Source organism: Pedobacter suwonensis (assembly GCF_900111825.1).
Taxonomy (GTDB): Bacteria; Bacteroidota; Bacteroidia; order Sphingobacteriales; family Sphingobacteriaceae; genus Pedobacter; species Pedobacter suwonensis.
Genome location: NZ_FOJM01000014.1, coordinates 137,761 through 163,174 on the forward strand (window position 1 = coordinate 137,761; position 25,414 = coordinate 163,174).

The following is a 25,414-nucleotide window of genomic DNA, read 5'->3' on the forward strand; positions in this document are numbered from 1 at the left end:
GGGGCGCTGTGACAAAAGTTACAGTGCGAAGAACCGCTAAAGGGTAAATTTGATGTAAACCTGGCAAAGGCAGGAATCATACCGTTAAACACATTAATCAAAAATAAAAACACATGAAAATAGAACAATTTGAAGACAAGCACCTCTCCCATTACAGCTATGCGGTACTGAGCGAATGCCGGAATGAAATCATATTGATCGATCCCTCCAGGGATCCGTCTGCATATTACCATTTTGCCGAAAAACACCAGGCCAAAATAGTTGGTGTTATCGAGACGCACCCGCATGCGGATTTTGTGAGTGCTCATCTTGAAATCCATCATAAGACCGGCGCAACAATATATTGCAGCAAACTCAATACGCCGTCCTACCTGTTTTCCCCATTTGATGAAGACCAGACGATAACCCTGGGAAAGATCACCTTAAGGGCAATCAACACCCCGGGGCACTCTCCGGATAGTATCAGTATTTTGCTCGAACACGATGGGAAACAAAAAGCGCTATTTTCCGGAGATACCCTTTTTATCGGTGACTGCGGAAGGCCGGATTTAAGGGAAAGCGGAGGTGATTCAATGGCGGAACGCAATTTCCTTGCCGCCCAAATGTACCATTCATTAAGGGACAAACTGATGAAACTCTCAGATGAAGTGATTCTGTATCCGGCACACGGGGCAGGTACGCTCTGCGGAAAAGCGTTGAGCGAGGCCAATAGCAGTACCATTGGTGCTGAAAAAAGAAGTAACTGGTCACTGCAGGAAATGACTGAGGCCGATTTTGTGAGCGCATTAAATGAAAACCAGCCATTCATTCCATTTTACTTCCCTTTTGATGTGGCCTTGAACAAGAAAGGCGCAGCACCGTTTGAAGATTCGGTAAGTGCGGTTCAGATCATGGAATCCGGTGAAAACTTAAAACCAAATGCCCTAATTATCGATACGCGAAGGGAAGATGTTTTTAAGAAGGGACATATAGAAGGCGCTGTAAATATCATGGATGGAAACAAATTTGAAACCTGGCTGGGCAGCATTGTGAAGCCTGAAGAGCCTTATTATCTTATGGCAGAAAATCTTGCTACATTGCATAGTCTTATCGCGAGGACCGCATCCATCGGGTATGAAACGCAGCTTGCCGGCGGTTTTATAAACGCAGTAGAAACTGTCCCGGATGAGATTATCGATATCCAAAATTTTAAAGAGAACCAAAATGGATATACCATTGTGGATGTGAGGAACAAGACAGAGCGTATGGAAAACAGTATTTTTGAGAACAGCATAAATATTCCACTGGGAAATTTAAGGGAAAGGGTAAACGAAATTCCGCTGGAGCAACCCGTAGCAGTACACTGCGCCGGTGGATACAGAAGTGCGGCTGCAAGCTCACTGATTGCATCCGTTATTGATGGCAAGCAAAAGGTGCTTGATATTGGTGAGGCCATTAAGGATTTTCAGAATTAATATTTTAAAAGTGTGAAAACAGAAAGAAACAACGAGGATAAACTGCAGGTATTTGCCCGGTTTGGAAAATATCTCGTATGGACGTCATTTCTATTCGTTGTGATCATGTTTTCTCTTGTTTTAGCACTCAGCGGATTTCATCTTCCAAAAAGTTTCTATGCGGATAAGCCTAATCCATCCATTCAAAAGAATCAAATAAAACCTTTAGAGCGCCGTGTTGCTAAACCCGAATATTGGAAGGCGCCTGATACGATGCAGCTTCAGGGCAAAGCTGATGCGGATCTGATCAGGTATGGCCGGGATTTGATTGTCCGTACGGCATACTATTTAGGGCCGCAGGGTATCGTAGGAAAGCTGACTAATGGTATGAATTGTCAGAACTGCCACTTGGATGCAGGAACCAGGCCCTTTGCGAATAATTTCTCCATCTTTTATGCAGGTTTTCCAAAAATGAGCGCAAGAAGCGGTAGAAAGGAAGAAGCCTTTGAACGGATTAATGAGTGCTTCGAGCGAAGCATGAACGGCAAAGCTCCGGGAAGAAATTCCAGGGAAATGGTCGCCATGTTGGCCTATTTAAAATGGGTTGGAAAAAAACAGGATGCCGCACATTCCATTGCGGATAATTCGGTAAAAAAAATCCCATATCTGGATGTGCCTGCAGATCCCCTGAAGGGGAAAATGGTATATGCCTCCAAATGCAGCAGCTGTCATGGAGAAACGGGCAAAGGCGTTGCCTCACCTGATGGAAAAGGATATATGTACCCTCCCCTTTGGGGCAGGGACAGCTATAACGATGGTGCAGGAATGTTCAGGCTTGGAAATTTTGCAGGATTTGTCAAAAACAACATGCCTTATGGCGCCACCTACAAAGATCCGAACTTAACGGATGCGGAAGCCTGGGACGTAGCTGCATTTGTGAATGCGCAGCCCAGACCGCACCTGGATTCCAAAAACGACTATAAAAACCTGTACACAAAGCCAATAGATTATCCCTTCGGGCCATATGCAGATCACTTTAGCGAAAAGCAGCATAAATATGGTCCCTTTATTGACATGGCTGAACAGCACGCACCTATAAAACAGAAAAAATAGAAACATGAAAAAATTACTGATCTTACTCCAGCTTGTCATCATGATGGTCATCACCACCAATGTATCTGCACAGGAGACAAAAAAACCGTTTACGGGTGCTGTTGCAAAAAAGAAATCATATAAAGCGCTATATGTACTTAACAGTGCCGAGGAAAAACATATTTCGGGAACACTCAGGAACATCAACAATGCTTTGGAGGATCCAAGATTGAAGGGAAAACTGGAGGTTGAGCTTATCGCCTTCGGGGATGGCGTGGCGGTTTATCGCAAGGATGGAAAGTTCCTTGAGCAGCTTAATTTGCTAAAGTCAAAGGGCGTAATTCTGGCGCAGTGCGAGAATACCGTTCGCGAGCGGAAAATCGATAAGTCAGATCTCTTCGATTTCATCAGCTATGTGCCAAGCGGCAACGGAGAGATCATCATCCGTTCGGCGGAAGGATGGGTAATCGTTCATCCCTAATGTAAAAACCAAAACGGCAGTGAATCTTTAAAAGGTGCAAATTGGTATTTGGATACGATGCAAAGATTAGGATCAGTTGTGCCGGATCCATTTCACCCGGGGCCGCAAACGCCGAAAATTATTGTCATGTTTAAATATCAATGGCTTATGCCGGCAACACTAAAATTCAAAAGGTTCGACAAAATTGTCTATCATCGTATGTGCTGTGCGGAGTAACGCATTTAAAAATGCTAGGGAATTTATCGAAAAGCTACATAATTAAAACAGTACTCGCCCAAACAGCATTGATAAAATTTTGTTAATCAGGCATGCGGTGATCCGTCAACCAATATTATCAATAATGGAAAAAGAAGAACAAGCCATTCCTAAATCAAACACTGGTGACCATCTGGCCAACGAACGGACTTTTCTTGCCTGGATAAGAACTAGCATAGGAATTATGGGCTTTGGTTTTGTGGTGGTAAAGTTTTCACTTTTTATCAAGCAGATCACTCTCGCTCTTGGGGCCAAAGCCGTCGTACACCAAACCGGCAACTCACAGAGGATAGGAATACTTCTTGTCGGGGTAGGCGCACTGACCATCATCCTGGCATTTATGCGCTATCAAAAAACTCATACACTTATTAATCAAGGCAGTTATTACCATTCCTCTACACTCATCAAAGTCCTTACCGTGGTTATTTTCATTTCAAGCATGCTTTTGTTGATATATCTTGTAAGAACGACTTAGCGGATCTCTGACATGGAAACACTGATTGTGAGCACGAATACCAAACTTGAGAGAACCCGTACTTTATCACCGGTCAAATATGTTTCGCTACCAAACGCAGCAGGTCGTGAATATCGAAAGGCTTTTTAATAAAATTCTCTGCAGCGCAGCCCCTTCTGATGTCATAACGGTCCGCATGAGCACTCATCATGATAATCGGAACATTCCGGGTTTTCTCTAAGGACTTCAGGTAACTGCAGACTTCAATGCCGTTTCCATCGGGGAGCATAACATCCAGCAGAAAAAGATCTGCAACATGATCACTTAGCCCTGCCATAAACGAGCTTACCGAAGAAAACGCGGAAACCCCGTACCCCTCACTGTTAAAAAGAAGCTGTAATACTTCGGTTATACCCTCATCATTTTCCAAAAGATATATCATCTTTTCCATTTGTCATGCATATTGTGGGTTGCCCCTGGTTATAATAAATCTGATTTGCCATTCCTACGAATGTTTTTTAAAGGTCTAAAAAGGCCCCTACTTCCTCAATTTTCGCTTCTCATTGAGATGGCCGGTTTCCAGGTTCAACCGCTCCAGCAGGTAACGCAATAAAACCTCTCTATCTTGGTTTGCGGGGTGATATGCGTTATCTCCACCCTTTGCTGAGGATTTATTATGGTCAAAAGTTTCAAATGGTTGTGAAATATTTTTCTCTGTCATAATTTAAATTTTAGGTTAAATATTTTGCCTATTATTTTTTAGTTCCTGAAATTGCCAGAGCCAAACGAAGTCCAAAAAAGGAAACCTGCCCTCCGCTGCTTTTCCAACCCTCATAACGAAGGCCGAGATCTGCACTATAATGCTTCGAAATTGGAATGCTGGCACCCAAAGTCGGTCCGTAGGCAAAAGAGGTATTCAGCCGGTCTCCAAGAGTATTTGCTGCACCAAGCTCAAGGGCAGCGTAATAGATACCTTCAAAGTAATATTTTGCTCCGACTTTAATTGGAACAACACCATTCATGCTTGTTGGCTCTCCTAAATAATCGAGACGTTTTTTTACCTCATCCCTGTAGCGGAAAGTCATATAGCCCGCAGATCCGGTTAGGTTGAGGTGCTCCGAAACCTTGAATTCCACCTTTGTTGATGCCCCATATCCGTTGACATAAGTTTTAGCCGTCTTACCGGTCGGAAAGCCCATGACAAAGCCTACCGATATCTTGGGGACGGCAGTTTGATCTTGCGCCTTTACCTTTACAGTCATTAATAGCAGGAAACAGATCAGAAAAGGTTGAAATGTCCATCCGGCATAGGCACTCATAGGGAGGTCCTGTAAAAAATGTTTAACTCGGCCGCAATGCTTTCCAGGTAAGGGGCAAGCTTAAAATCTCTTGATACAAAGGATATTACCCCTTGTTTTTTACATTCCCAAACCGTCCCAACCAGCTCTCCCTCGATGTAGACCTGGTTGCATCTTTTCTTTGGGACATCTATGCAAATGTGTTTTCCCCCGATTTCAAACTCATGGTTAAATTCTAAATCTTTCATATTTTCCTTTTTTCTTATCTGACTAATAAAAAGATTTGCCGGGCGGCTAATATCCGCCCGGCAATGTTTTATAGCGTCTGACCGCTTTTGATCTCATCGTTCGCGGGCGAAATAATCTCTGTCCCGGCTTTGATGGAACCAAAAATCTCGGTCATCTCTGTTCCCTTCATCCCTTCCTTAATGTCAACGAGCTTGGCTTTACCATTTGCAATTTCCACTACGTACTTCCGTTCTGTAGAACGCACGATAGCAGAATTAGGCACAAGAAGCGAAGTCGCACCGGATTTAAGCGGGATTTCAACCTCGGCATACATGCCGGCCTTCAACCTGTTATCTTTATTGGCCACGTCAACCTCGACGATTTCCTGGCGCATGTTGCCCAGTGAATTTGCAGACCGGCTGATCTTGGCCTGGCGCTGTTCCCCCGGCAGCGCATTGAAGCGGAACTTGACCATCTGGCTTAGGTCCACTTTGTCTACATAATCCTCAGGTATAGAAACTTCAAGCCTCATGTGGGTCAGGTCCTGCAATACCAGCATGGGTAGGTCCGAAGATTTGCCCGCCGACACCAGTGCTCCCGGTGATACATTCCTGTCAACGATCACCCCGTCAAAAGGCGCATATACTTTCAAGTAGTCCTGCATGGTACGTACGGAGGATACATTTGACCGCTCAGCCTCCGCTATGGCCTTATCTCCTTTCATCCTGGAAAGCGCATTATCAAGTTCTAGCGGAGATACCGAACCTTCCTCTTTTGCTGCTTCTTTCAGACGTCTGTATTTCTCACTGCTCGCCGATGCGGTCTCCCGTGCCTGCAGGTAACGGGAATTTGCCGATTGCAATTGTGATTCGAGTTCCGGTGCTTCCAGGGTCATCAGCAGCTGGCCTTTGGTCACCTTAGAACCCAAATCGACCAGTATTGCTTTCACAAAACCATTGGCCTTGGGAAAAATGTTTACCTGGTTGAAAGGCTTGAGCACCCCGGGAATGCGGGTAAAACTGGAAAGGGCCTCTTCTTCGACCTTTGTGGTTTCATATTTGGCTTCCTTGCCGTTTTTTTCGGGACTGATGTTCACGGGCTTCTGTTTTCCGCCACACGCGGCCAGAGTACTTATAATTATTATGATGGGAATGAATCTGGTTTTCATGTTGTTTATCTTTTAAATTCTTGTTTTTCTAGGCATTAGGTTTGGTTCTTTTAAGCTGCTTTTTTTCTGTACCCAAGCGAAAACCTGCGGAAGGATGAAGAGCGCGGCAAGGGTTGAAAAGAATAGCCCACCAATAACAGCCCTGCCGAGCGGCGCGGTCTGTTCACCGGATTCGCCCAACCCAGAGGCCATCGGGATCATCCCGGCTATCATCGCAAAACTGGTCATCAGGATCGGCCTTAAACGAATCCCGGCACTCACCACTGCCGCCCGGGTAGAATCCTTGTAATCCAGCCTGAGTTTTTCGGCGTTGGTCACGATAAGTATCGCATTGGCCACTGACACCCCGGTGGACATGATCATCCCCATGTAGCTCTGTAGATTGAGGGTCGAGCCTGTAAGCAATAATGCGGTAAGCGACCCAAGGATTACAGCAGGAACGGTCGAAAGAACCGTCAGCGAAAGCTTGAAAGACTGGTAATTGGCCGCAAGCAGCAGGAAGATCACCAATATCGCAAAAGCAAGTCCGCCCTGAAGAGAAGATAGTGTTTCAGTCAACAGGCTCGACATACCTTTCACTTCAGCAGTTAGTCCCTTAGGAGGCGTGCCTACGGACTTTAGTGCCTTTTCTACATCAGCAGTTGCCGTTCCAAGATCCTTTTTATAAATGTTTGCGCTCACGGTCAGAAAGCGTCTTGGCCCGGAGCGGTCATATTCTCCTGGAAGGTAACTGGTATTGAAAGTAGCGATGTCGCCCAGTACCGGACTGCTCTGCCCTTTAACCAAAGGAATTTCTTTGAGCTCATCCATTGTATTCATGACATACTCTGGAACCTGTACCTGTACCTGGTAGGTATAGGCGGTTTTTTCATCGAGCCATTGGTTCTTCTCAGTAAATCGGCTGGATGAGGTACTTGCAGTAACTGACCTTGCGATATCAACCACGTTCAGCCCAAACTGCGCCGCCTTTAATCTATCAAGGGTAATAGAAACCACGGGAATGTGCAGGGGTTGAGCAATCTGGATATCACGGAGGTAATCTATTTTTTTAAGTTTAGAGAGCACCTTATTAGCGTAAGACTCGATCTGGTCCATATCTTTTCCTGCTACTCTGATCTCAATAGGAGTTGCAGCGCCTTGGCTCATAATCTTTTCGGTCATGTCAATCGGCTCAAAGGTGATACGTAGGTCAGGAAGTTTATAAGCGATGTTCTTTCTCAGCGCATCTTTCAGCTCATCCATATTTACCTTATAATCTTCATCAAGGTTCACCTGAAGCACAGCCTCATGGGTACCGGTATTGAAGATATATAAGTTACTTGTTCCGTAACTACTCGGAATAAGCCCAACGTATCCCGAACTAACTGCGATATGGTTATCTACTGTCTGATTGATAATGGAAAGTACCTGCTTAAATTTCTCCTCGGTGCGCTCTAATCTGGTACCGTCCGGCGCTTTGATGCGGATCTGGAACTGTCCGTTATTGAGCTTTGGCATCATATCCTTTCCAATAAAAACAAATCCCAGTCCTGCAAGAGAAATCACCAGAACTAAATAAATCCCGACAATACCTTTTTTCATCGGCATCCACCGCTGGATGATTGCCATAAACCGCACCTTCACCCTTTCAAAGAAATCATTTTTTTCCGGTTCATCCTTTTCATTTTGCAGATGCTTTTCTACCTGCTCTCCTTGCCTCTCGTCCAGGGCCTCTCCTGCATGAGCATGGATCTTACCATGGTCATAGTGCTGGTAACGTTCTTCGTTTATCATCCAGTTGGATAGAATGGGAACTAAGGTCTGGGCCACGATGAAAGAGACAACCATGGTGAAGCCAATCGAAAGGGATAGTGGCAAAAACATCGCCTTTGGTATACCGTTCATCATAAAAGATGGTGCAAATACGGCCAGAATACACAGCAGGATGAGCAGCAGCGGGAATGCGATTTCTTCACAGGCATCGTAAATGGCTTCGCGTTTGGGCTTGCCCATTTCCAGGTGCTGATGGATATTTTCGATCGTCACCGTTGCCTGATCGACCAGGATCCCTATTGCAAGTGCCAGACCGCTCAAGGTCATGATATTTATGGTCTGACCGAACATGCCTAGTAAAAGCACCCCAATTAAAATCGATACCGGAATGGTGATCACCACGATAAGACTGCTTCGCAGATCACGCAGGAATAGCAACACCATTAGGCCCGTTAATAGTGCACCAAGACCACCTTCAGTGATCAGGCTTTTTACCGAGTTGATAACGGCAACAGACTGGTCAAATTCATAAGAGATGTGGACATCGTCCGGCAAGAGGCTCTGCATTTCGGGGATTTTGGCCTTTAAGGACTTTACCACTGACCAAGTCGAGGCGTCTGCTGTTTTGACCACAGGAATATACACAGACCGTTTCCCGTTGATCAATGCATAATCCACGGTAACATCCGCTGCATCGGCAACCCTTGCCACATCCCTTACCAATATTGAAACGCCGTTTTTTGTAGCTATTGGAATGTTGTTGAATTCATCGACCGTTTTAACCAGGGAGTTCATAGAGGTCACCATCATGGTATTGTCCAACCTTAGATTTCCCGAAGGAGACATGACATTGAACTTGGATAAAGCCCCTACCACCTCGTCCGGAGTCAGATTATAACTCCTTAATTTGCTCGGATCTACACTAATGGTAATCGAGCGGGAATTGGCACCGAATGGCGGTGGCGCTGAAAGCCCTGCGACAGAGGAAAACATGGGCCTGATACGCGTTGCCGCCATATCATAGATTTCTTTCAGACTGCGGGATTTGGCCGAGAGTACAAGCTGGCCTACTGGCAGTGAAGAGGCATCAAAGCGGACCACCTGCGGAGGCAAAGCGCCTGGAGGGAAGAACTTCATGGCCCGGTTAACCTGCAAGGCAACTTGGGCAGAAGCCTCTGCCATATTGGTGCTTTCATAAAAACTCAGCTTTAGCATCGTCAAACCCTGAATGTTTTTGGCGGTAATATTCTTAACGCCATTAACATAAAGAAACTGATCCTGTAGACGAGTGGAGAAGAAGCCCTCCATCTGTTGTGGAGACATACCTCCGTAGGATTCAATAACATATATTGTCGGCGAATTAAGCTGGGGGAAAATATCTATTGGGATCTTCAGCGCACTGAGAACTGCAAAGAGCAGTAAACTCGCGGTGATCACCACTGTTGTAATCGGCTTTTTCAGGGCCGAGGTAACCATTGACATATCTTTATTATTTTAATGTGTTTAACAGTGAATCTACTTGGTTGGTGGCGATAGCCTTTTGAAAAAGCGCCCGGATGTACAGATATTTTGCGTTGACAAAATCGGTTTCTGCACGGTAAAGGATGGTCAGGGCTGCATTGAGCTCAATGATGTCGGTCAGCCCGTTCTTATAAAGCGAGAGCTTCTGGCGATACCCTGCGGCCGCTGCCTTTAGCTGGTTTGGTATTTCATCGAGTCTTTTATGCGCGGTACTGATCTCAAGGCCTGCCTGAAGGGCGGCATTTGATAACATTAGCCGCTCCTGCTGTAGTTCCTTTAAGTAAAAATTGCTACTGGCCTTTTGGGTCCTAAGCTTCAACTGACGCCTGCGCAGATCAAATAAGTTATAACTGATCCCTACGCCCACGAGGTAATTTTCCCGTTGCCATTCCAAGCCATTCGAGAGACTGTTGAAATTATCATTGGCATCAATGCTTGATCCCCTTGACCAGGCAGCAGCTTGCAGGCTTACCTTTGGATTATAGGCTTTTTTGACCAGGTTTTCCTTCTCAACGCTGCTTAGATAATTGCTTTTGTAGAAATCAAGCAGCGGATGGCTTGAACTGTCGGTCAACTTTACCGATAGGTTTACCTCAAGCGATTTTAGCCGATCCAGGATCGTACTGTCAGCGACAATACTTTCCGGATTTAGCCCGCTGATTGCTGCAATGTCGAGCTGAACCTGTCTGTAGGTATTGTCCATTTCAATATAGTTCAATCTTGATTTGGAGAGTTCGGCCCCTGCGATACTGGTATCCACACCCGGACGCACACCGCTTCTGGCAAGGGATAAAATCGAACGGTTGATCTGCTCATTGCGACTGATATTGCTTGCTTGAATGGATAGCATGTCCTGAAGCTTTAGTAGACTCAGGTAATCATCAATAGCGATGGCCCTTGTCTGGTATCGGCGCTGGGCAAACTTGGATCGTTCAACGACAAGTTCTGATTTGGCGACTGCATTCTGAGCTTTATAGGCACCAAAATTATAGACCTCCCAATCAAGGGAGACAATACCAAGATTAGTAAGTGTAGCCTTGGTAGTGCTTTCAGTCCTAACACCTCTGGAATTGGAAGGAACAATACCAAAGGCCATGTATGGCCCTGCAACATTATTGTTTGAGCCCAGATCTGCCTGATAATTAAGCTTCAGATTTGGAAGGGCATTCGCCGCGGTCTCTCTTAACTGGGCGGCACGTATATCAACTGTTGCTGAATCAGCGGCCAGTGAAGGTGAAAAAGCGGTCACGTGATCGATCAGATCAACGATCCCGATGGGCTTTGGGGAGGTTTGGGCATGGCTTTCCAGCCCCATATATAAAAGTGGGAACAAACAGAAAATCTGTTTAATACGGATCATGTCTTTAAATTAAAATTTAAGGAAAAAGATTTGACGGACGTCTTGGACAGGAAACACGGTGATTAACCGGCCGTCGTCACTTCATCATTTGAAGGACCTGTCAATAAAAGAAAATTGAGATAAATCTCAGATCCGAAAGACCTGGTTGGAAATATAAATTGGGACTGATCCGGCAATCCTGTATCTGATCTCAAGAAAATACCTGTTTAGGTTAGAGGCTAAAAGCGAAAGCCCCAAAAATAAGATGACGCCGATAAGAAAAGCTTCCAAAACAGGAAGCACGGTTTTCTTGCGTTCATCAAGGATACACTTAAATTGTCTGGTAATTTTTGAATCCTTTCCAAGCGGAGAAAAGCTACCTTTGTACTGCGCAGCTGATTTTATTCCCCGGGCGGACTCTAAAAGGGAGAGGTTGGATAAAAAAAAGATATTGCCCAAAGAGATAATCAGGTACAGCAAGACGACTCCAATTATAGAGCAATTTGGTACCTGCTTAACTTTCAAACCCTTCAAATTTAACAACCTAAATATATAGGCGCTAAAATCTGCATTAATCTAAAAAGATGAGAGGATAAACCGCAACAAAACCGTTACAAAATATCAACAAATATTAGGTTACGATATTTCTCACCCTACTTTCGATTGTCATCGAATAATTTCTTTTTCCTATACTGTCCCTCCATCTTGTTGTTCAAAACTTTATCAAAATTAACCACAGCTTCACAATGCTCAAAAAGGGTCGAACTTCCGCGGGTTGACCCTACTAAGTGGCAATATGAGGCATCTAAAAAGTATGCCTCTTATTTTTTAAACATTAAGAACTTGAAAATAAGTCACTTACAATAGATTAAATTGAATTTTTCGGTTCGAACTTTTTAGAATTTTCCCTAAAATTAAGATATACCGCAACTATTTATAAAACACCAATTGTCTAGACATCAGTGTTGAACTCCATAAACTGCTATCTAATTAGCCAAATAAGCATGTGGATTAGTTTCAATTGCGAACATCGATCAGCTTGAATATTATTCAATTATAGGATAAACGGGGGGAAATCCGTTTGGTCTAAATTTTTTTACAATTATGCGCAAATGCCATGTAGCTTGCATTTAATTTAGAAGGTACATACCCTCGGTTTAACAACGTGATTGATTTAACACCGCCATTGAAATGAAATTTGTATTTTTTGTTTTTTGAAATAATTTGATGAAGCGGGAATTGAAAGTTCATGCATTATTTAATGCATTCCTCAACTCGCATCTAGCCTTCATTTTCATAGAATTCGAATTATCAAGTACTCATCATCAAAAACTGAAATTCTTATTTGAATAATGGAATGAGTTTATGAGAATCATATCCTAAAAAACCCATTTTTTTAAGGCTAGAGAAAGGACATACCAAGAACAACCTCAAACCTTGGTAAATATCAAATAATGAGGGAATAATGAAAATAAAATGAATGGAATAAATTTGCCTATTTATAAAAATGAAAGGGCAACTAGAATGCTGCCCTTAATCAATTAATGCTCACGGTGATTGGCATCTTAAGCAGCTACTCCTGTCATTCTTCTGCATTCTTCCGCACAAGCCTTACAAGCATCTGCACATTCCTGACAATGCTGGGTATGATGATTACTACACTCATCTCCGCATTGCTGGCAAATATCTGCGCAAATACGGCAAATGTCTTGAGCAAAAGAGCTACCCATACTCATCAATTGAGCGGCAGAGTAGCAGATGGCTGCACATTGCATATCAAGCTCAATACACCGCGCCATCATTTTCACGTCTTCTTCCTGAGTGCATGAACTTGCACAATGATTGCAAATTGAAGCACACTTTAAGCATGCATCAATACAGTTTTTCCATTCATGGTATCCCATAACTTTAATTTTTTAGGGTTATAAAAAAAATTCCTATATAGATAACATGGTTATTTCCAGGCGGTTTCATTTTGTTTAAGAAAAGCTTTAATCCCGTGATATGATGCTTGTTTAAACGGTAGAAGAATAAGAAACTGGTTCTCGTATTCAAATAAGGAGGAATAGTGATAAATTAAATTCTCAACACCTACTTTAAGATTTTGCACATCATTTTATTAGTATTATATTTGCAATACGGAAATGGTGTCCTTCCGATTCAACCGCTTTTTTCAAAAGCTGATGGCGCCTACAATAGAAATTCCAGCAGGTAATAAAATCTGCCGGTCAAAGTATTGTAGGTGAAAAAATTAAAAATAAATTCTCAACTCTTATTGCTGGCAGCTATCTTAATTGCGCTTGTCTTACTTTGTCTGTCTGCCAAAGTGAGATCAGTGTTAGCAATGGTCCTGCCGGTTGAAACTGAATGGTTCTTGTGGATAAATCAGCACCATAATGCATTCTGGGATACGATCATGTACTGGGCCAGTGATAAGCGTTTTTGGCTTCCTTTTTATGCCTTCATTATTTATTGCCTCTTCCAGAATTTCTGCAAAAAAATTTGGCAGGTTCTTATTACCATTGCGCTACTAGTTGCTAGTGCAGATCAGATTGCTTCAGGACTGATTAAAAACACCGTTAAGCGTCTACGCCCTTCCCATGAACCGAATCTAACTACGATCATTCATTTAAGTAAAGCAGGTGCGGGTGGGATGTATGGATGGCCATCCGCTCTTTCATCACCTATCTTCAAAAGCATTCTTTCCGCTGGTTCGGCATTTACCGGATCATTGCCGGAGCAACGGTTCTTGTACTCATTTACTTTGGAATTATTCAATAACGGAAAATTAACATAAAACTATGTGGTGGATCTACGCGCTATTATCAGCTTTCTTTGCTTCCCTTACGGCCATCTTTGCAAAAGTCGGCGTAACCAATGTCAATTCTGATTTGGCTACTGCCATACGAACGGTGGTAATACTGATTGTAGCCTGGGGGATCGTAATGGCCAGAGGCGAACTTAAAGGAATTACGGAACTGTCAAAGCATAACCTGCTATTTCTTTTTTTATCTGGCCTTGCCACCGGCTTGTCCTGGATATTCTACTACAAGGCTTTGCAGATCGGGAAAGTGTCCCAGGTCGCCCCTGTTGATAAGTTGAGTGTTGCCCTAACTATTATACTTGCAATGGTGTTCCTGAAAGAAGCTCTTACCCTGAAAGTATTCTTTGGTGCCCTGCTGATCATTGGGGGAACACTGGTTTTGATCTTTTGAGAAACTCAATTATTTGTAAGCAACCGAAATACTAAAAATCAATATAAAACAAAAAACTATGAAATTAACTAAAATTCATGCCCGTGAAATTTTGGATTCCAGGGGCAATCCGACAGTAGAAGTAGAAGTCACTCTTAACGGAACAACAGCAAGGGGTATTTCTCCATCCGGGGCAAGTACGGGTGAAAAAGAAGCCGTAGAGCTTAGAGATGGTGATCCAGAGCGCTATAATGGTAAAGGCGTGGAAAAAGCAGTAAAAGGGATTAACGTCGAAGTCGGCAAATCAGTCACCGGCTTATCCTTTGAGGGTCAGCAGGCCTTCGATGATCATATAATTGGTCTGGATGGAACCGAGAATAAATCAAGGCTCGGCGCAAATGCGATGCTTGCGGCCTCAATCGCCTTCGCCCGGGCTTCGGCCGTTGCAAAAGGGATTCCCTTGTATAGGCAGCTAGTGGAAAGGGAAGGTTACGTAATGCCCGTACCGTGCATGAATGTCATTAATGGGGGAAGGCATTCTGATAACAACATCGATTTTCAGGAATTTATGATTGCCCCTCATAACGCCCCCTCGTTTAAGGAAAGTATCCGTATGGGCGAAGCTGTTTTTCATTCCCTGAGAAGTCTGCTAAAAGCGAAAGGCTATTATACCGGAGTTGGTGACGAAGGTGGGTTTGCGCCAAATCTGAGTTCTAATGAGGAAGCCGTCCAAATCATCATGGAAGCGATACATATTGCCGGTTTTGCTCCAGGCAAGGATATTTCCCTTTGTCTTGACCCAGCGACCAGCGAAATGTGGAATAATGGAAAATATGAATTTTATAAAAGTTCTAAAGAACGGATCACAACAGATGAAATGATTGGCTTTTGGGAAGGATGGTTAAAAGAGTACCCAATTATCCTGTTGGAAGACGGGTTGGGCGAAAACGATTGGGAGGGATGGAAAAAGCTGACCAGCCTTTTGGGAGACAAAGTGGAATTGGTTGGAGATGATATATTCTGCACCAACCCGAGTATTATCCAGCAGGGAATCGACCAGGGCATTGCAAACAGCGTACTGATTAAATTGAACCAGATCGGTACAGTTTCCGAAACGCTAAAGGCCGTAGAACTAGCCCAAAAAAACGGTTACAATTGCTTTATTTCTCACCGCAGTGGTGAAACTGAAGACACGACAATTGCGGATCTGGTTGTCGCTACCGGTGCGGGGCACATCAAAACAGGAAGTGGCTGCCGCTCTGAAAGGGTATCTAAATTTAACCAGTTGCTTCGGATAGAAGAAGAACTTGGTGATAGGGCATCATTTGCAGGAATCAATACTTTTTATAAAAAATTATAAATCAGCCGCTAACCTACAATGAAACATAATAAATTTTTATTTGAACACCTTTCGGTTTTTAAATATGCGGTTCGATGGACGCTGCTTATACTTCCTGTTGCCATTGCAATAGGAAGTATGGTTGCCTTGTTCCTTTGGCTGCTAGGCTGGGCCATTCACTTTCGCTTTCAGCATACCTGTCTCATTTTTCTGCTACCTTTAGCAGGTATTGTGATCCACCTGATTTATCAGTCAGTTGGTAGGTCCTCAGAAAAAGGAAATAACCTGATCATGGATGAAATCCATAGGCCGGGTGGTGGAGTGCCCAGGCAGATGGCGCCAGTAATCTTAATAACTACAGTGATTACCCATTTGTTTGGCGGATCGGCTGGAAGAGAGGGAACCGCGGTACAAATCGGAGGAAGCATCGCAGGAATGTTTAGCCGCTGGTTTAAGCTAAATGAGGTAGACACCAAGATGCTCCTTACCGCGGGAATTGCAGCCGGGTTTGGGGCGGTGTTCGGAACACCGCTCACCGGTGCCATATTTGCAATGGAAGTTCTGGCCATTGGAAGAATAGAGTACAAGGCTTTACTTCCCGCATTAATTGCCAGCGTGCTTGGTGATCTTACTGTCTCTGCCTGGGGCATCCATCATACCGCTTATCACATCGATCTCATAGAGAAAAGTGCCTACTTTCTATCTGAATACCTGCCGGTAAACCTACTCCTGCTTAGTAAGGTTATTCTAGCATCCACATTGTTTGGTCTGGCCAGCTACCTGTTTGCTGTAATGGTGCATGAGATCAAGGCCTTTTTTTCTAAAGTATGTAAGATCCAGTGGCTTATTCCTGTTATCGGTGGTCTGATTATTATAGGCTTGACTTACGCCATCGGGAAACCGGATTACTTAAGTTTGGGCGTGGATAGCGAATACCAAGGAGCCGTTACAATTCCCTCTGCTTTTCAGCCTGGTGGAGCAGATACTTGGAGCTGGTTATGGAAGACCATTTACACAACTTTAACATTAGGAACTGGATTTAAAGGTGGTGAGGTAACGCCTTTGTTTTATATTGGCGCAACATTAGGCAATGCACTTTCGACCTTATTAAATGCTCCAGTTAGTTTGTTTGCTGCCCTTGGATTTATTGCTGTTTTTGCTGGTGCAACGAATACACCCCTTGCCTGTACGATTATGGGTATAGAACTTTTTGGTAGTGAATACACCATGTTTTTTGCGGTAGCCTGTTTTACAGCCTATTTTTTCAGTGGCCATTCAGGTATATATTCTTCACAGCGTATTGCGGTACCCAAAATATTTACGGGAACATAAAATATTGACTTATCCTGTTCCTGTGGATTATCATAAAGAGGTGAAATTTTTATAAGATCCTTGACCAATGCAATCAGCAATTTATATCAAAAAACAACGCTATATCGACCGCTTTCCTTCCTCTCTTTTCTAAAGCATCAAGTACAGATGATTTAACTGCCTATGTTGTTTTAATAAGGTAGAGCAGTAAAAGTATACTAGCTATGAAAACTAAAGCGGTTAAAACTTTAACAAAAAGTGTTGAATGGTAATACACCCCCTGATTCAATTGTTCTTTCGTTGAATTATATCTTAAGTAAGAACAAATGATAGTAATTGCTCCCAGGGCAACTAGAAAAATCCCGATAATGCGGGAATCTCCGGTTTGGTGCAGGGGCACTTTACTCCCCAGTGCGGCACTGATCTGCTTGATAAATAGCGAGAATTTCATCACCACGAAGCCAAATCCCATGATACCAATACTGGTTCTGATCCAGGCCAAAAATGTTCTTTCATTAGCCAAATGGTCTCCTGCATGCTGTTTGGTGTTTTCCTGATCTTGAATTTTCATCTTGTTCTGTATCGGTATATTACAGCAATATATTTGCATGTTATGTCAATATCGATGCCAGTTTGGAGATGATAACCCTGGTATCCCGGATGCAAGTAAGCCTGTTTGATTCAGTGCCGGCAGGATAGCAGGTAACTGCAATTTCTTCGATAAACGATAAGCCTGATAGGTCAATAGATTCTTTAACCTCTTGTTCAATGCTTTTCATTAGGATCATGATTAATCGGGGTTGATATGTTCTGATTTTATGAGCTAATTGCTCTATTCCCCCCTGCCTCTGGTTTTTTCTGATTTTAACTGACGATTTATCAATAGGTGTACAAGTTAGATGTTCCAAAAAGCATCCCGTGCCTTTAAAGAACTGCAAAAAATCTTCTACAGATTTAAAATCGCCAAATACCTCACTAAATGCAAGATAAATTGTTCGAAACAGATTAGTATTTCCCAGGTAAAAATGTTTATCGTCACCTCCAGGAGCTTCAGAAACAAAGAGCAGCAGCACTTTAGCTGGCTGATATTGCCTCGAAATTTCGGTAACACTATACATTATAGTTGTAGCTTTTAGCGAAGCGCATAAATAGTTCCGCCAGAGCGTCCTGCTGACCATGAAGCTGAATGAAATGAAACGGCCTTTCGATAACCATATCCTTGATATCTATGATGCGGCATTCATTATTCTTGAGCTCTTTCAATATGGAGTGGATAGATAAAAAAGCCAGGCATTTGCTGTGAATCAAATAGGATTTAATGCTTTCGGTACTACCTAACTGCATTTCTATATTTAAGTCCCCCACCTTTATCTGGTGTGCTTTTAAAGCATATGCAATAACATCTAGTGTACCAGAACCAGGTTCACGAAGTAATAAATCATAATCCTTCAACTCATTCGGTTTGATCATTTCCTTTTTCATGGCATAATTGTGACCAGAACACACCAGCACCAGCTCGTCTTTTAGATATTGTTCGTATTTAATCTGTGGGTTCCGGGAGATGCCTTCAATGATTCCAAAATCTATTTCCTTAGCAATCAAACGCTGCTCTACATCTTCTGTGTTTCCGGTAACCAGTTGAATTTGTATATCCTTAAACTTATTGTGAAACTGTGCCAATACAGGTGGAATGATATATTGTGCCACAGTACTGCTGGCACCAATCCTCAATATTCCTTTATGCTGTTTAGTAAGTAGATTCATATCATATTCCAGTTCCCGGTAAGTTCCAAAAATCTGTTCTGCGTAATGCAACAATAATTCGCCGGCTGGGGTGAGGCTGATTTTTTTGTTTCCACTGCGTTCAAATAATGACATTTTGAACTCCTGCTCTAATTCTTTAATGTGTTTGGTTACAGCAGGCTGACTGATAAATAACTCTGCCGAGGCCTTTGTAAAATTCAGCCTTTTAGCGACAGCATAAAATACTTGCAAACGGAAATCTATCATACACGGTTTTAGTAGATAACCTAAGATACAAACAATTTGTTTCAACGGGTACTGACATCATAACCTTACGTTATCATCAATAACTTTTTATGCTTTTTCTGATGAGTAGAATAAATGCACATTTGTAACAGAAAAATATTGGTTATGAATAAGGAATCAACAGAAAAAGAAATCAGACAAGCACTTATATATACAGCCAGGACAACGGCTATCATTGCGTTTCTATTTGTTGCTTGTGGAACCATTTTCATCTGCACTTTATTTTTTAATGGGCAGCCAGATGTAGTGACAGCAAAAACCAAACAGGATGTGGAAACCGGTATAGCTGCTGTTAACGTCAAAAGCCAGGTTGTACCTGCTGATGCCTGGAAAGCGCCTGATGAAAATACGATTCCGGCGGACACCAAGTACGGCCAGATGATCAGGTATGGCAAAGAATTAATAGCACATACGAGCAAATATTTTGGGCCAAATGGATCCATAGCCCGTATTACAAATGGTATGAATTGTCAGAATTGTCACCTCGAGGGTGGAACCAAACTGTTCGGAAATAATTATGCTGGTTTTATTTCCAGTTTTCCTAAAATGAGTGGCAGATCAGGAAAGGTTGAACCTGCATCGGCACGTATTGCAGAGTGCTTCAATCGAAGTCTTGCAGGCAAAGTACCAGACGAATCTAGTAAAGAGATACAGGCAATGCTGGCTTATATGAAATGGCTTGGAACAGGTGTAAAAAAAGGGGAGAAAGTGTTTGGAACGGGAACCGAAAAATTAAAATTCCTGGATAGGGCAGCGAATGTCAAACATGGAGCGATTTTATATACCAGTAAATGTCAAAGTTGTCATGGTGCAAATGGTGAGGGAATACTCGATGAAGACAAACTAACTTATGTTTATCCGCCATTATGGGGCAAACACAGCTACAATGATGGCGCAGGGATGTATAGACTCAGTAACTTTGCGGGGTTCGTAAAGAACAATATGCCATATGGTGCCAGATATGGAGATGCGCAGTTAAGTGATGAGGAGGCCTGGGATCTCGCTGCTTTTGTGAACTCACAGCCAAGACCACATAAAGATCAGGGAAAAGATTACCCTGATTTGTTAAAAAAACCTTTTGATGCGCCATACGGACCATATGCCGACAAATTTTCTGAAAATCAACATAAGTATGGTCCATTTGCACCAATTGTAACCTCCGAAAAACAAGTAAAACTAACAACTAAATAAATCATCAAAATCTAAAATCATGAAAAAAATAACCTTAATCTGTACATTATTTTTGCTGATCGCAGCAACCTCGGCCACTTTTGCCCAAGCTACACCTGCTAATTTTACAGGGGCAAAAGCCACCCTGAAAAATTATAAGGCACTGTATGTAATCAATAACGGTGATGAGAAAAAGATTGCAGGAACACTTCGAAACCTAAAAAATGCACTCGACGATCCCAGGTTAAAAGGGAAAATCAATGCAGAACTTATTGCCTTTGGAGATGGCGTAGCTGTTTACCAGAAGAACGGATCTTTTGAAAAAACATTGTTAGAACTGCAATCCAGAGGAGTAATTCTTGCACAATGTGAAAATACCGTCAGAGAAAGGAAAATCGAAAAAAATACCTTATTTGATTTTATCAGTTATGTACCCAGCGGCAATGGTGAAATCATCATCCGTCAATATCAGGGATGGGCAGTTGTACATCCTTAAACCAAATAATTAGAAAATCATGAAATATATAAATCACACCTTTTTAGCCACAGTTGCATTTTTATTGCTTTGTGGAAATGTTAAGGCCCAGGATCATCGCTTTGATCCGCCCTGGAATACTCCACCTGAAAGTAAAGTTCAGTTCACAGTACCTGGAGTAGACAATGTGCCTGATCTTTTTGGAGACATTAATGATCCCCAACTGGTGGTTTTCTTTGCCGGTAACCAGTTTATGTGCATTGACGAATTAATTGCAGCCTTTAAAAAGTCATATCCACATTATCAGCGGGTATTTGCCGAAACGCTTCCCCCAGGCATTTTAGCCCAACAAATAAAAACCGGTAGCATTGTGGTGGGCAACATGAGAATTACCTTAAAGCCGGATGTTTATACAGCTGGTAAGAACCGGATAGACATGACCCCTGAATGGTTTAGCAAAACGACTTTATATGCTAGAAACAGGTTGGCAATCATGGTCCAAAAGGGAAATCCGAAGGCATTGAAGTCACTCAAAGATTTAGCAAATAAAGAGCTGAGGATCAGTATGCCCAATCCAGAGAATGAAGGGATCGGTAAACGTATTGAAGAAGCCTATGTGAAAGCTGGAGGGGAAACATTAAAATCTACCATCATGGAAGATAAAGTTAAAGATAAGACTACTTATCTTACCATGATCCATCATCGCCAATCACCAATGAGGATCCTATACAACGAAAGTGACGCCGCTCCAGTATGGTATACTGAGGCCTACTATCAGAAAATGATTGGCCATCCTGTTGAGCTCATTGAAATTCCTGAAAAAGAGAATATCCATGCGCAATATATAGCGGGACAGTTAAAAGATGCGCCACATCCGGCCGCTGCAAAAGATTTTATGGATTTTTTGATCAGTCCGCAGGCTGCTGCCATCTACAAAAAGTTTGGTTTTGATTTACCTTAAACATAAACACAATGAAAAATATATTTTTAACCATATTGTCAGTCGTTGCTGTAGTGACCATTGGGAATGCACAAATCCCAAACGATACTTTATATGTCTATGGTCCCGGTGGGCCGCTCGGACCGATCAATGAATGTGCGAAGGTTTTTGGAAAGCAGCATGATATCGTAATTAAAGTCACTGCCGGGCCAGATAATGAATGGATGCCGGATGCAATGAAACATGCAGATCTGTTCTTTGGAGGAGCAGAATACATGCTTTCAAAATTCATGTCTGACCACCCAAACATGATAGTGGCGAACTCTCGGACAGAGTTATATAAACGTGCGGCAGCGATCCTGGTACGGCCCGGCAATCCTAAAAACATCAAAAATCTGGGCGATCTCTGTAAACCAGGTGTGAAAATTCTTGATGTGAATGGGGCTGGGCAAATGGGGCTTTGGGAAGATTTGGCAGGTCGACAAGATCTGATTGCAAACATACAGCAGCGTATAGCAGGTACATTTGCAAATTCGGCATTGGGTATTGCTGCATGGAAAAATGATCCTCAATATGATGCCTGGATAACATTTGGCTCCTGGCATAACCGTTTACCAGACCTCACCTCAATGGTTAGGATTCCTGTTACACAAACAGTCTATAGAGGTACACCTGTAGTGAGGGGTAGCACTGGTACGCATAAGTCGGAAACTGAGGATTTTATCAAGTTTATGCAATCCGATAAAGGACATCTCATTTTCAAAAAATGGGGTTGGGAATAAATAATGTCTAAAAACTTATCTTCTATAACATGAAGTTATGGAAGATAAGTTTTAATGATTTGATCGGGGTTTATTAGTTATGGATCTTTGAATTAGAAAATAAAGACAATCAAAATTATGACACAAATCAAAGACAATTCAAATTCTTCTAAAATAAAGGCGGGTAACCTGCTAAACTTAAATTTAAACACCCGTAAAATTATCTTCATCCTGGCAGTTTTGCTGTGCCTCTTTCCATTTATGTCGCCTCCTTTAGCCTTATTGCTAGGATTAGTATTGGCGCAACTAATGGAACATCCCTATCTGCATTTAAATCACAAGGCCACAAACCTGCTGCTAAAAATTTCTGTTGTCGGGCTAGGATTTGGAATGAATGTATTCAGTGCAATGAAAGCAGGAAAAGAAGGCGTACTGTTTACCGTAGTTTCTATTTTCGGAGTGCTTATCATTGGTTTTATCCTGGGAAAAGTATTTAAAATAGAACGTAAAACATCTTTTTTGATATCAGCTGGAACGGCGATCTGTGGTGGAAGTGCTATTGCTGCATTGTCGCCTGTAATGAACGCAGAAGAAAAACAGATCTCCGTTGCAATGGGTACTGTTTTTATACTCAACTCGGTGGCCTTATTTCTTTTCCCCGCTATCGGACATGCGCTTAACTTGTCACAGTCACAATTTGGTATGTGGTGTGCCATTGCTATTCACGATACCAGTTCTGTTGTTGGGGCAGCCAGTAAATATGGTGAACAAGCACTACAGATAGCCACAACTGTTAAGTTAGCCAGAGCACTATGGATTGTTCCCGTAGCGTTTGGTACATCTTTCCTGTTCAAAAGCAACAATAGCAAAGTTAGTATACCCTATTTTATAGGGCTATTTATCCTGGCAATGATCGCCAACACCTACTTACCTTTTATTAAGCCTTTTGCGCCCTACTTTGTAGCATTAGCAAAAGCAGGCTTAACTTTAACCTTGTTCCTGATAGGAAGCGGACTCTCATTTACTATCTTGAAAGCAGTGGGGATAATGCCACTGTTACAAGGCGTAATTTTATGGATAGTAATTTCAAGTGCTGCATTATGGGCAGTTATATCTTTGGTTTAAAATACATTAGTTACTGATCATCACCAGCTTTTTTGAAAGATCATCAATAAGAACCACATGTTTATAATCGGCGCCACCTGTTCCTACACTCTTAATTATCCCCGAGGATTGACCGCTAAAAGCTCCTTTTTCATCGGTCTTAAAAGAATTGATGACATAATCTGCGTTAAACGTATCATTTGAGGAGTTGGTTAACGCTAAAGTATACGAAGTATTTGGCTCGAGTTTTTTAAAGTCCTGTTGGACAAGATCAGTCAAGCCTACGCTTCTTACGTTTAGCATGCCTGATGACATTGAATTATCCTTATTCATCAATTTAATCACCTGACTTTTGTCTGCAAGATTAAGCGGGGTTAAATTTTCTTTTGAGGCATTTGCAGGGCTGGCATTAGCGGCGTACAACAATGCTTGCGGACATTGTCCAATAGCAATGGTTTTTACAACGGCCATTTTTACCAGATCAACCACTTGTACCTGGTCATCATTTTCTAATCCGACATATGCAAATTTACCATCTGCCGAAGTCCAGACGCCATGTGGCAATGATCCTGTCGCAACGCTATCAGTAAGCTTGAAATCTTGTGAAACACTAAATACTTTTAAGCTGTTTTCTCCGCCAATGGTTGCCAGCATCACAGGTGAATCATTAACTAAAGTAAAAGTGACATGGTTGGTAATTGGACCTGTATTTAGTACTGTATGTATCGTATTTGTCTCCGTGCTGATGACAGTGATCTTCCCTACATCCTTATGTGTCAATGCAATCCATTTCCCATCAGGACTACAGAATATATTTGGAGAAAATGGACTAACTACTGGAATACGCTTTACAATAGCATAAGAAGTTGCATTCACTACATCCACTTCTGCAGTAAAGCTGGAACAAATATAAGCCCATTTTCCATCTGGAGTAAAAGCAACCATTCCCGGGCCGTCGGCTACTGGAATTTGCTTGATTTCAATCAGTTTATTTGCATCAATTACGCTGATATACGATTCTCCTCTTACCGATATCCATGCCTGTGATCCTGAAGGGTTAAAGGTTGCCTCATGCGGTGAACGTCCGATATAAACAGTTTTTAAAACTTTATTTTTTGCTGTTGAAATAAAGGTTACTGAATTTGATCCAATGGAAACCGCTGCTAGTAATTGCCTTTTAGGGGAATAACCCAGGCCATGAACCAGGGCCTGTCCCTTATATAGAGGACTTAAGATATCAGGTTGGGGTTTACCAAGAACAATATTTCCTAATAGCGTTTGTGTTGAGGGATCTAAGACAGAAACCGTATTAGATATCTGATTGCCTGTATAAACCCTGTCTTGGGCATAGATTGATTGTGCTTTTGATTGTAGGGCAAAACTGAATATTAATAGCGTAAACAAGGATATCTTTTTCATATGTTAATGGGAGTTTGTAAATGTCTTCATTTGTTGGATTTCTATCTGTTCATCTGAGATAATATTCTCGGCCAGTCTTTTTACATTTTTATTTTTTCCATACCGCAACTCAACTTTAGCCATGTCGATGGCAGCCTGATGGTGAGGAAGCATTATCCTTGCAAAGGACAGATCAGTATCAGACAATTGTTTTTCTTCAGGCATTTGTTCCATCATCACTTTCATCATCTTCTGGTTGGCGTTTTGATGTTGGTTGCCTGTAGCGATAAATCCTTCAGGATGGCTGAGCAGGAGTCGCATTTGCTGAATCTGGGTTTGTTGCTCAGCTTTGATACTTTTAGCTAGCTGAATCATTTCTTTATTTTTTCCGGTCTTAATCTCTTCTTCTGCCATATCAATAGCACCCTGGTGATGTGGGATCATCATTTGTATGAAATCTCTGTCTGCAGATGTGGTAGCTGATATTTCATCCATCTTCATCATCATATGAGCCATTTGCCCAAGGAAGACATTTTTTTTAGTTGCCATTTGCATGTGTTCATGTTGTGCTCGTGCAGAGAAACTAGCAAATAGTAGAAGTATAGACGTGAATCTGATCATGGTTTGATGTAGAATATTAATTGTGATAAAC

General features: G+C 42.4%; 26 protein-coding genes and 1 riboswitch. Of the genes, 13 read left to right on the forward strand and 13 right to left on the reverse strand.

Features of this window, described 5'->3' with window-relative positions:
* Positions 1-113: 113 nt before the first annotated feature.
* The 4 genes from BM107_RS18010 (at position 114) to BM107_RS18025 (ending at position 3,736) form a co-directional block, all read left to right on the forward strand.
* Positions 114-1,454, forward strand: a complete 1,341-nt coding sequence (locus BM107_RS18010; protein ID WP_056095282.1) for an MBL fold metallo-hydrolase — start codon at positions 114-116, stop codon at positions 1,452-1,454.
* A 12-nt stretch (positions 1,455-1,466) separates the two neighbouring features.
* A complete protein-coding gene (locus BM107_RS18015) occupies positions 1,467-2,546 on the forward strand; it encodes a c-type cytochrome (RefSeq protein ID WP_199562757.1) in 1,080 nt (359 codons plus the stop codon).
* 4 nt (positions 2,547-2,550) lie between these two features.
* A complete protein-coding gene (locus BM107_RS18020) occupies positions 2,551-3,006 on the forward strand; it encodes a DsrE family protein (RefSeq protein ID WP_056095285.1) in 456 nt (151 codons plus the stop codon).
* A gap of 340 nt (positions 3,007-3,346) precedes the next feature.
* Positions 3,347-3,736, forward strand: a complete 390-nt coding sequence (locus BM107_RS18025) for a YidH family protein (RefSeq protein WP_056095288.1) — start codon at positions 3,347-3,349, stop codon at positions 3,734-3,736.
* 73 nt (positions 3,737-3,809) lie between these two features.
* Here the strand turns inward: BM107_RS18025 and BM107_RS18030 are convergent, their stop codons facing one another.
* The 8 genes from BM107_RS18030 to BM107_RS25340 all read right to left on the reverse strand — a co-directional run bounded on the left by BM107_RS18030 (position 3,810) and on the right by BM107_RS25340 (position 12,925).
* On the reverse strand, positions 3,810-4,166 hold the full coding sequence (locus BM107_RS18030) for a response regulator (RefSeq protein WP_056095291.1): 357 nt from the start codon (positions 4,164-4,166) through the stop codon (positions 3,810-3,812).
* An 87-nt stretch (positions 4,167-4,253) separates the two neighbouring features.
* Positions 4,254-4,436 (reverse strand): hypothetical protein, encoded by a 183-nt coding sequence (locus tag BM107_RS18035; RefSeq protein WP_056095295.1) that lies wholly within the window; start codon positions 4,434-4,436, stop codon positions 4,254-4,256.
* A gap of 31 nt (positions 4,437-4,467) precedes the next feature.
* Complete coding sequence (locus BM107_RS18040; protein ID WP_056095298.1) at positions 4,468-5,034, reverse strand: hypothetical protein; 567 nt, start codon at positions 5,032-5,034, stop codon at positions 4,468-4,470.
* Positions 5,031-5,261, reverse strand: coding sequence for a hypothetical protein (locus BM107_RS18045; protein WP_056095301.1), 231 nt, complete (start codon positions 5,259-5,261; stop codon positions 5,031-5,033). Before BM107_RS18045 ends, BM107_RS18040 begins: the two co-directional genes overlap by 4 nt.
* Before the next feature lie 68 nt (positions 5,262-5,329).
* A complete protein-coding gene (locus BM107_RS18050) occupies positions 5,330-6,409 on the reverse strand; it encodes an efflux RND transporter periplasmic adaptor subunit (RefSeq protein ID WP_090985894.1) in 1,080 nt (359 codons plus the stop codon).
* Between the two features lie 12 nt (positions 6,410-6,421).
* Positions 6,422-9,643 (reverse strand): efflux RND transporter permease subunit, encoded by a 3,222-nt coding sequence (locus BM107_RS18055; RefSeq protein ID WP_056095306.1) that lies wholly within the window; start codon positions 9,641-9,643, stop codon positions 6,422-6,424.
* 7 nt (positions 9,644-9,650) lie between these two features.
* Positions 9,651-11,042, reverse strand: coding sequence for a TolC family protein (locus BM107_RS18060; protein WP_056095310.1), 1,392 nt, complete (start codon positions 11,040-11,042; stop codon positions 9,651-9,653).
* 1,544 nt (positions 11,043-12,586) lie between these two features.
* Positions 12,587-12,925 (reverse strand): four-helix bundle copper-binding protein, encoded by a 339-nt coding sequence (locus BM107_RS25340; RefSeq protein WP_008245450.1) that lies wholly within the window; start codon positions 12,923-12,925, stop codon positions 12,587-12,589.
* Between the two features lie 227 nt (positions 12,926-13,152).
* Positions 13,153-13,221: riboswitch (Fluoride riboswitch) on the forward strand.
* 42 nt (positions 13,222-13,263) lie between these two features.
* On the opposite strand from BM107_RS25340, the gene BM107_RS18075 reads away from it, so the two are divergent.
* Genes BM107_RS18075 through BM107_RS18090 form a run of 4 tightly spaced genes read left to right on the forward strand, consistent with a single transcriptional unit; the run spans position 13,264 to position 16,886 of the window.
* Positions 13,264-13,818: a phosphatase PAP2 family protein gene (locus BM107_RS18075; RefSeq protein ID WP_124910972.1), complete on the forward strand. Its 555-nt coding sequence runs from the start codon at positions 13,264-13,266 to the stop codon at positions 13,816-13,818.
* A gap of 4 nt (positions 13,819-13,822) precedes the next feature.
* A complete protein-coding gene (locus BM107_RS18080; RefSeq protein ID WP_008245453.1) occupies positions 13,823-14,236 on the forward strand; it encodes an EamA family transporter in 414 nt (137 codons plus the stop codon).
* Between the two features lie 58 nt (positions 14,237-14,294).
* Positions 14,295-15,575: a phosphopyruvate hydratase gene (eno, locus tag BM107_RS18085; protein WP_008245454.1), complete on the forward strand. Its 1,281-nt coding sequence runs from the start codon at positions 14,295-14,297 to the stop codon at positions 15,573-15,575.
* A gap of 18 nt (positions 15,576-15,593) precedes the next feature.
* The gene (locus BM107_RS18090) at positions 15,594-16,886 is read left to right on the forward strand and encodes a voltage-gated chloride channel family protein (RefSeq protein ID WP_008245455.1); all 1,293 of its coding nucleotides are present in this window, start codon (positions 15,594-15,596) and stop codon (positions 16,884-16,886) included.
* A gap of 160 nt (positions 16,887-17,046) precedes the next feature.
* Here the strand turns inward: BM107_RS18090 and BM107_RS18095 are convergent, their stop codons facing one another.
* The 3 genes from BM107_RS18095 to BM107_RS18105 are packed head-to-tail and all read right to left on the reverse strand — an operon-like array spanning position 17,047 to position 18,875.
* The gene (locus BM107_RS18095) at positions 17,047-17,436 is read right to left on the reverse strand and encodes a YidH family protein (protein ID WP_008245456.1); all 390 of its coding nucleotides are present in this window, start codon (positions 17,434-17,436) and stop codon (positions 17,047-17,049) included.
* 40 nt (positions 17,437-17,476) lie between these two features.
* On the reverse strand, positions 17,477-17,983 hold the full coding sequence (locus BM107_RS18100) for a hypothetical protein (protein WP_056095394.1): 507 nt from the start codon (positions 17,981-17,983) through the stop codon (positions 17,477-17,479).
* Positions 17,976-18,875: a LysR family transcriptional regulator gene (locus BM107_RS18105; RefSeq protein WP_056095397.1), complete on the reverse strand. Its 900-nt coding sequence runs from the start codon at positions 18,873-18,875 to the stop codon at positions 17,976-17,978. Before BM107_RS18105 ends, BM107_RS18100 begins: the two co-directional genes overlap by 8 nt.
* A 144-nt stretch (positions 18,876-19,019) precedes the next feature.
* Here BM107_RS18105 and BM107_RS18110 point away from each other — a divergent pair, with 144 nt between their 5' ends.
* From BM107_RS18110 to BM107_RS18130, 5 genes are all read left to right on the forward strand, one after another.
* Positions 19,020-20,105 carry a c-type cytochrome gene (locus BM107_RS18110; protein ID WP_082491480.1) on the forward strand — a complete coding sequence of 362 codons (1,086 nt, stop codon included), beginning with the start codon at positions 19,020-19,022 and terminating at the stop codon, positions 20,103-20,105.
* 19 nt (positions 20,106-20,124) lie between these two features.
* Positions 20,125-20,580, forward strand: a complete 456-nt coding sequence (locus tag BM107_RS18115; protein ID WP_008245470.1) for a DsrE family protein — start codon at positions 20,125-20,127, stop codon at positions 20,578-20,580.
* Positions 20,581-20,599: 19 nt separating this feature from the next.
* A complete protein-coding gene (locus tag BM107_RS18120; protein ID WP_056870676.1) occupies positions 20,600-21,520 on the forward strand; it encodes a molybdate ABC transporter substrate-binding protein in 921 nt (306 codons plus the stop codon).
* A gap of 11 nt (positions 21,521-21,531) precedes the next feature.
* Positions 21,532-22,281, forward strand: a complete 750-nt coding sequence (locus tag BM107_RS18125) for a substrate-binding domain-containing protein (protein ID WP_008245473.1) — start codon at positions 21,532-21,534, stop codon at positions 22,279-22,281.
* Between the two features lie 117 nt (positions 22,282-22,398).
* Positions 22,399-23,385: a YeiH family protein gene (locus BM107_RS18130; RefSeq protein WP_008245480.1), complete on the forward strand. Its 987-nt coding sequence runs from the start codon at positions 22,399-22,401 to the stop codon at positions 23,383-23,385.
* A gap of 6 nt (positions 23,386-23,391) precedes the next feature.
* On the opposite strand, the gene BM107_RS18135 is transcribed toward BM107_RS18130, so the two are convergent.
* Both BM107_RS18135 and BM107_RS18140 read right to left on the reverse strand, forming a co-directional pair.
* Positions 23,392-24,783: a beta-propeller fold lactonase family protein gene (locus BM107_RS18135; RefSeq protein WP_056095402.1), complete on the reverse strand. Its 1,392-nt coding sequence runs from the start codon at positions 24,781-24,783 to the stop codon at positions 23,392-23,394.
* Between the two features lie 3 nt (positions 24,784-24,786).
* Positions 24,787-25,383: a DUF305 domain-containing protein gene (locus BM107_RS18140; RefSeq protein WP_082489588.1), complete on the reverse strand. Its 597-nt coding sequence runs from the start codon at positions 25,381-25,383 to the stop codon at positions 24,787-24,789.
* Positions 25,384-25,414: the final 31 nt, after the last annotated feature.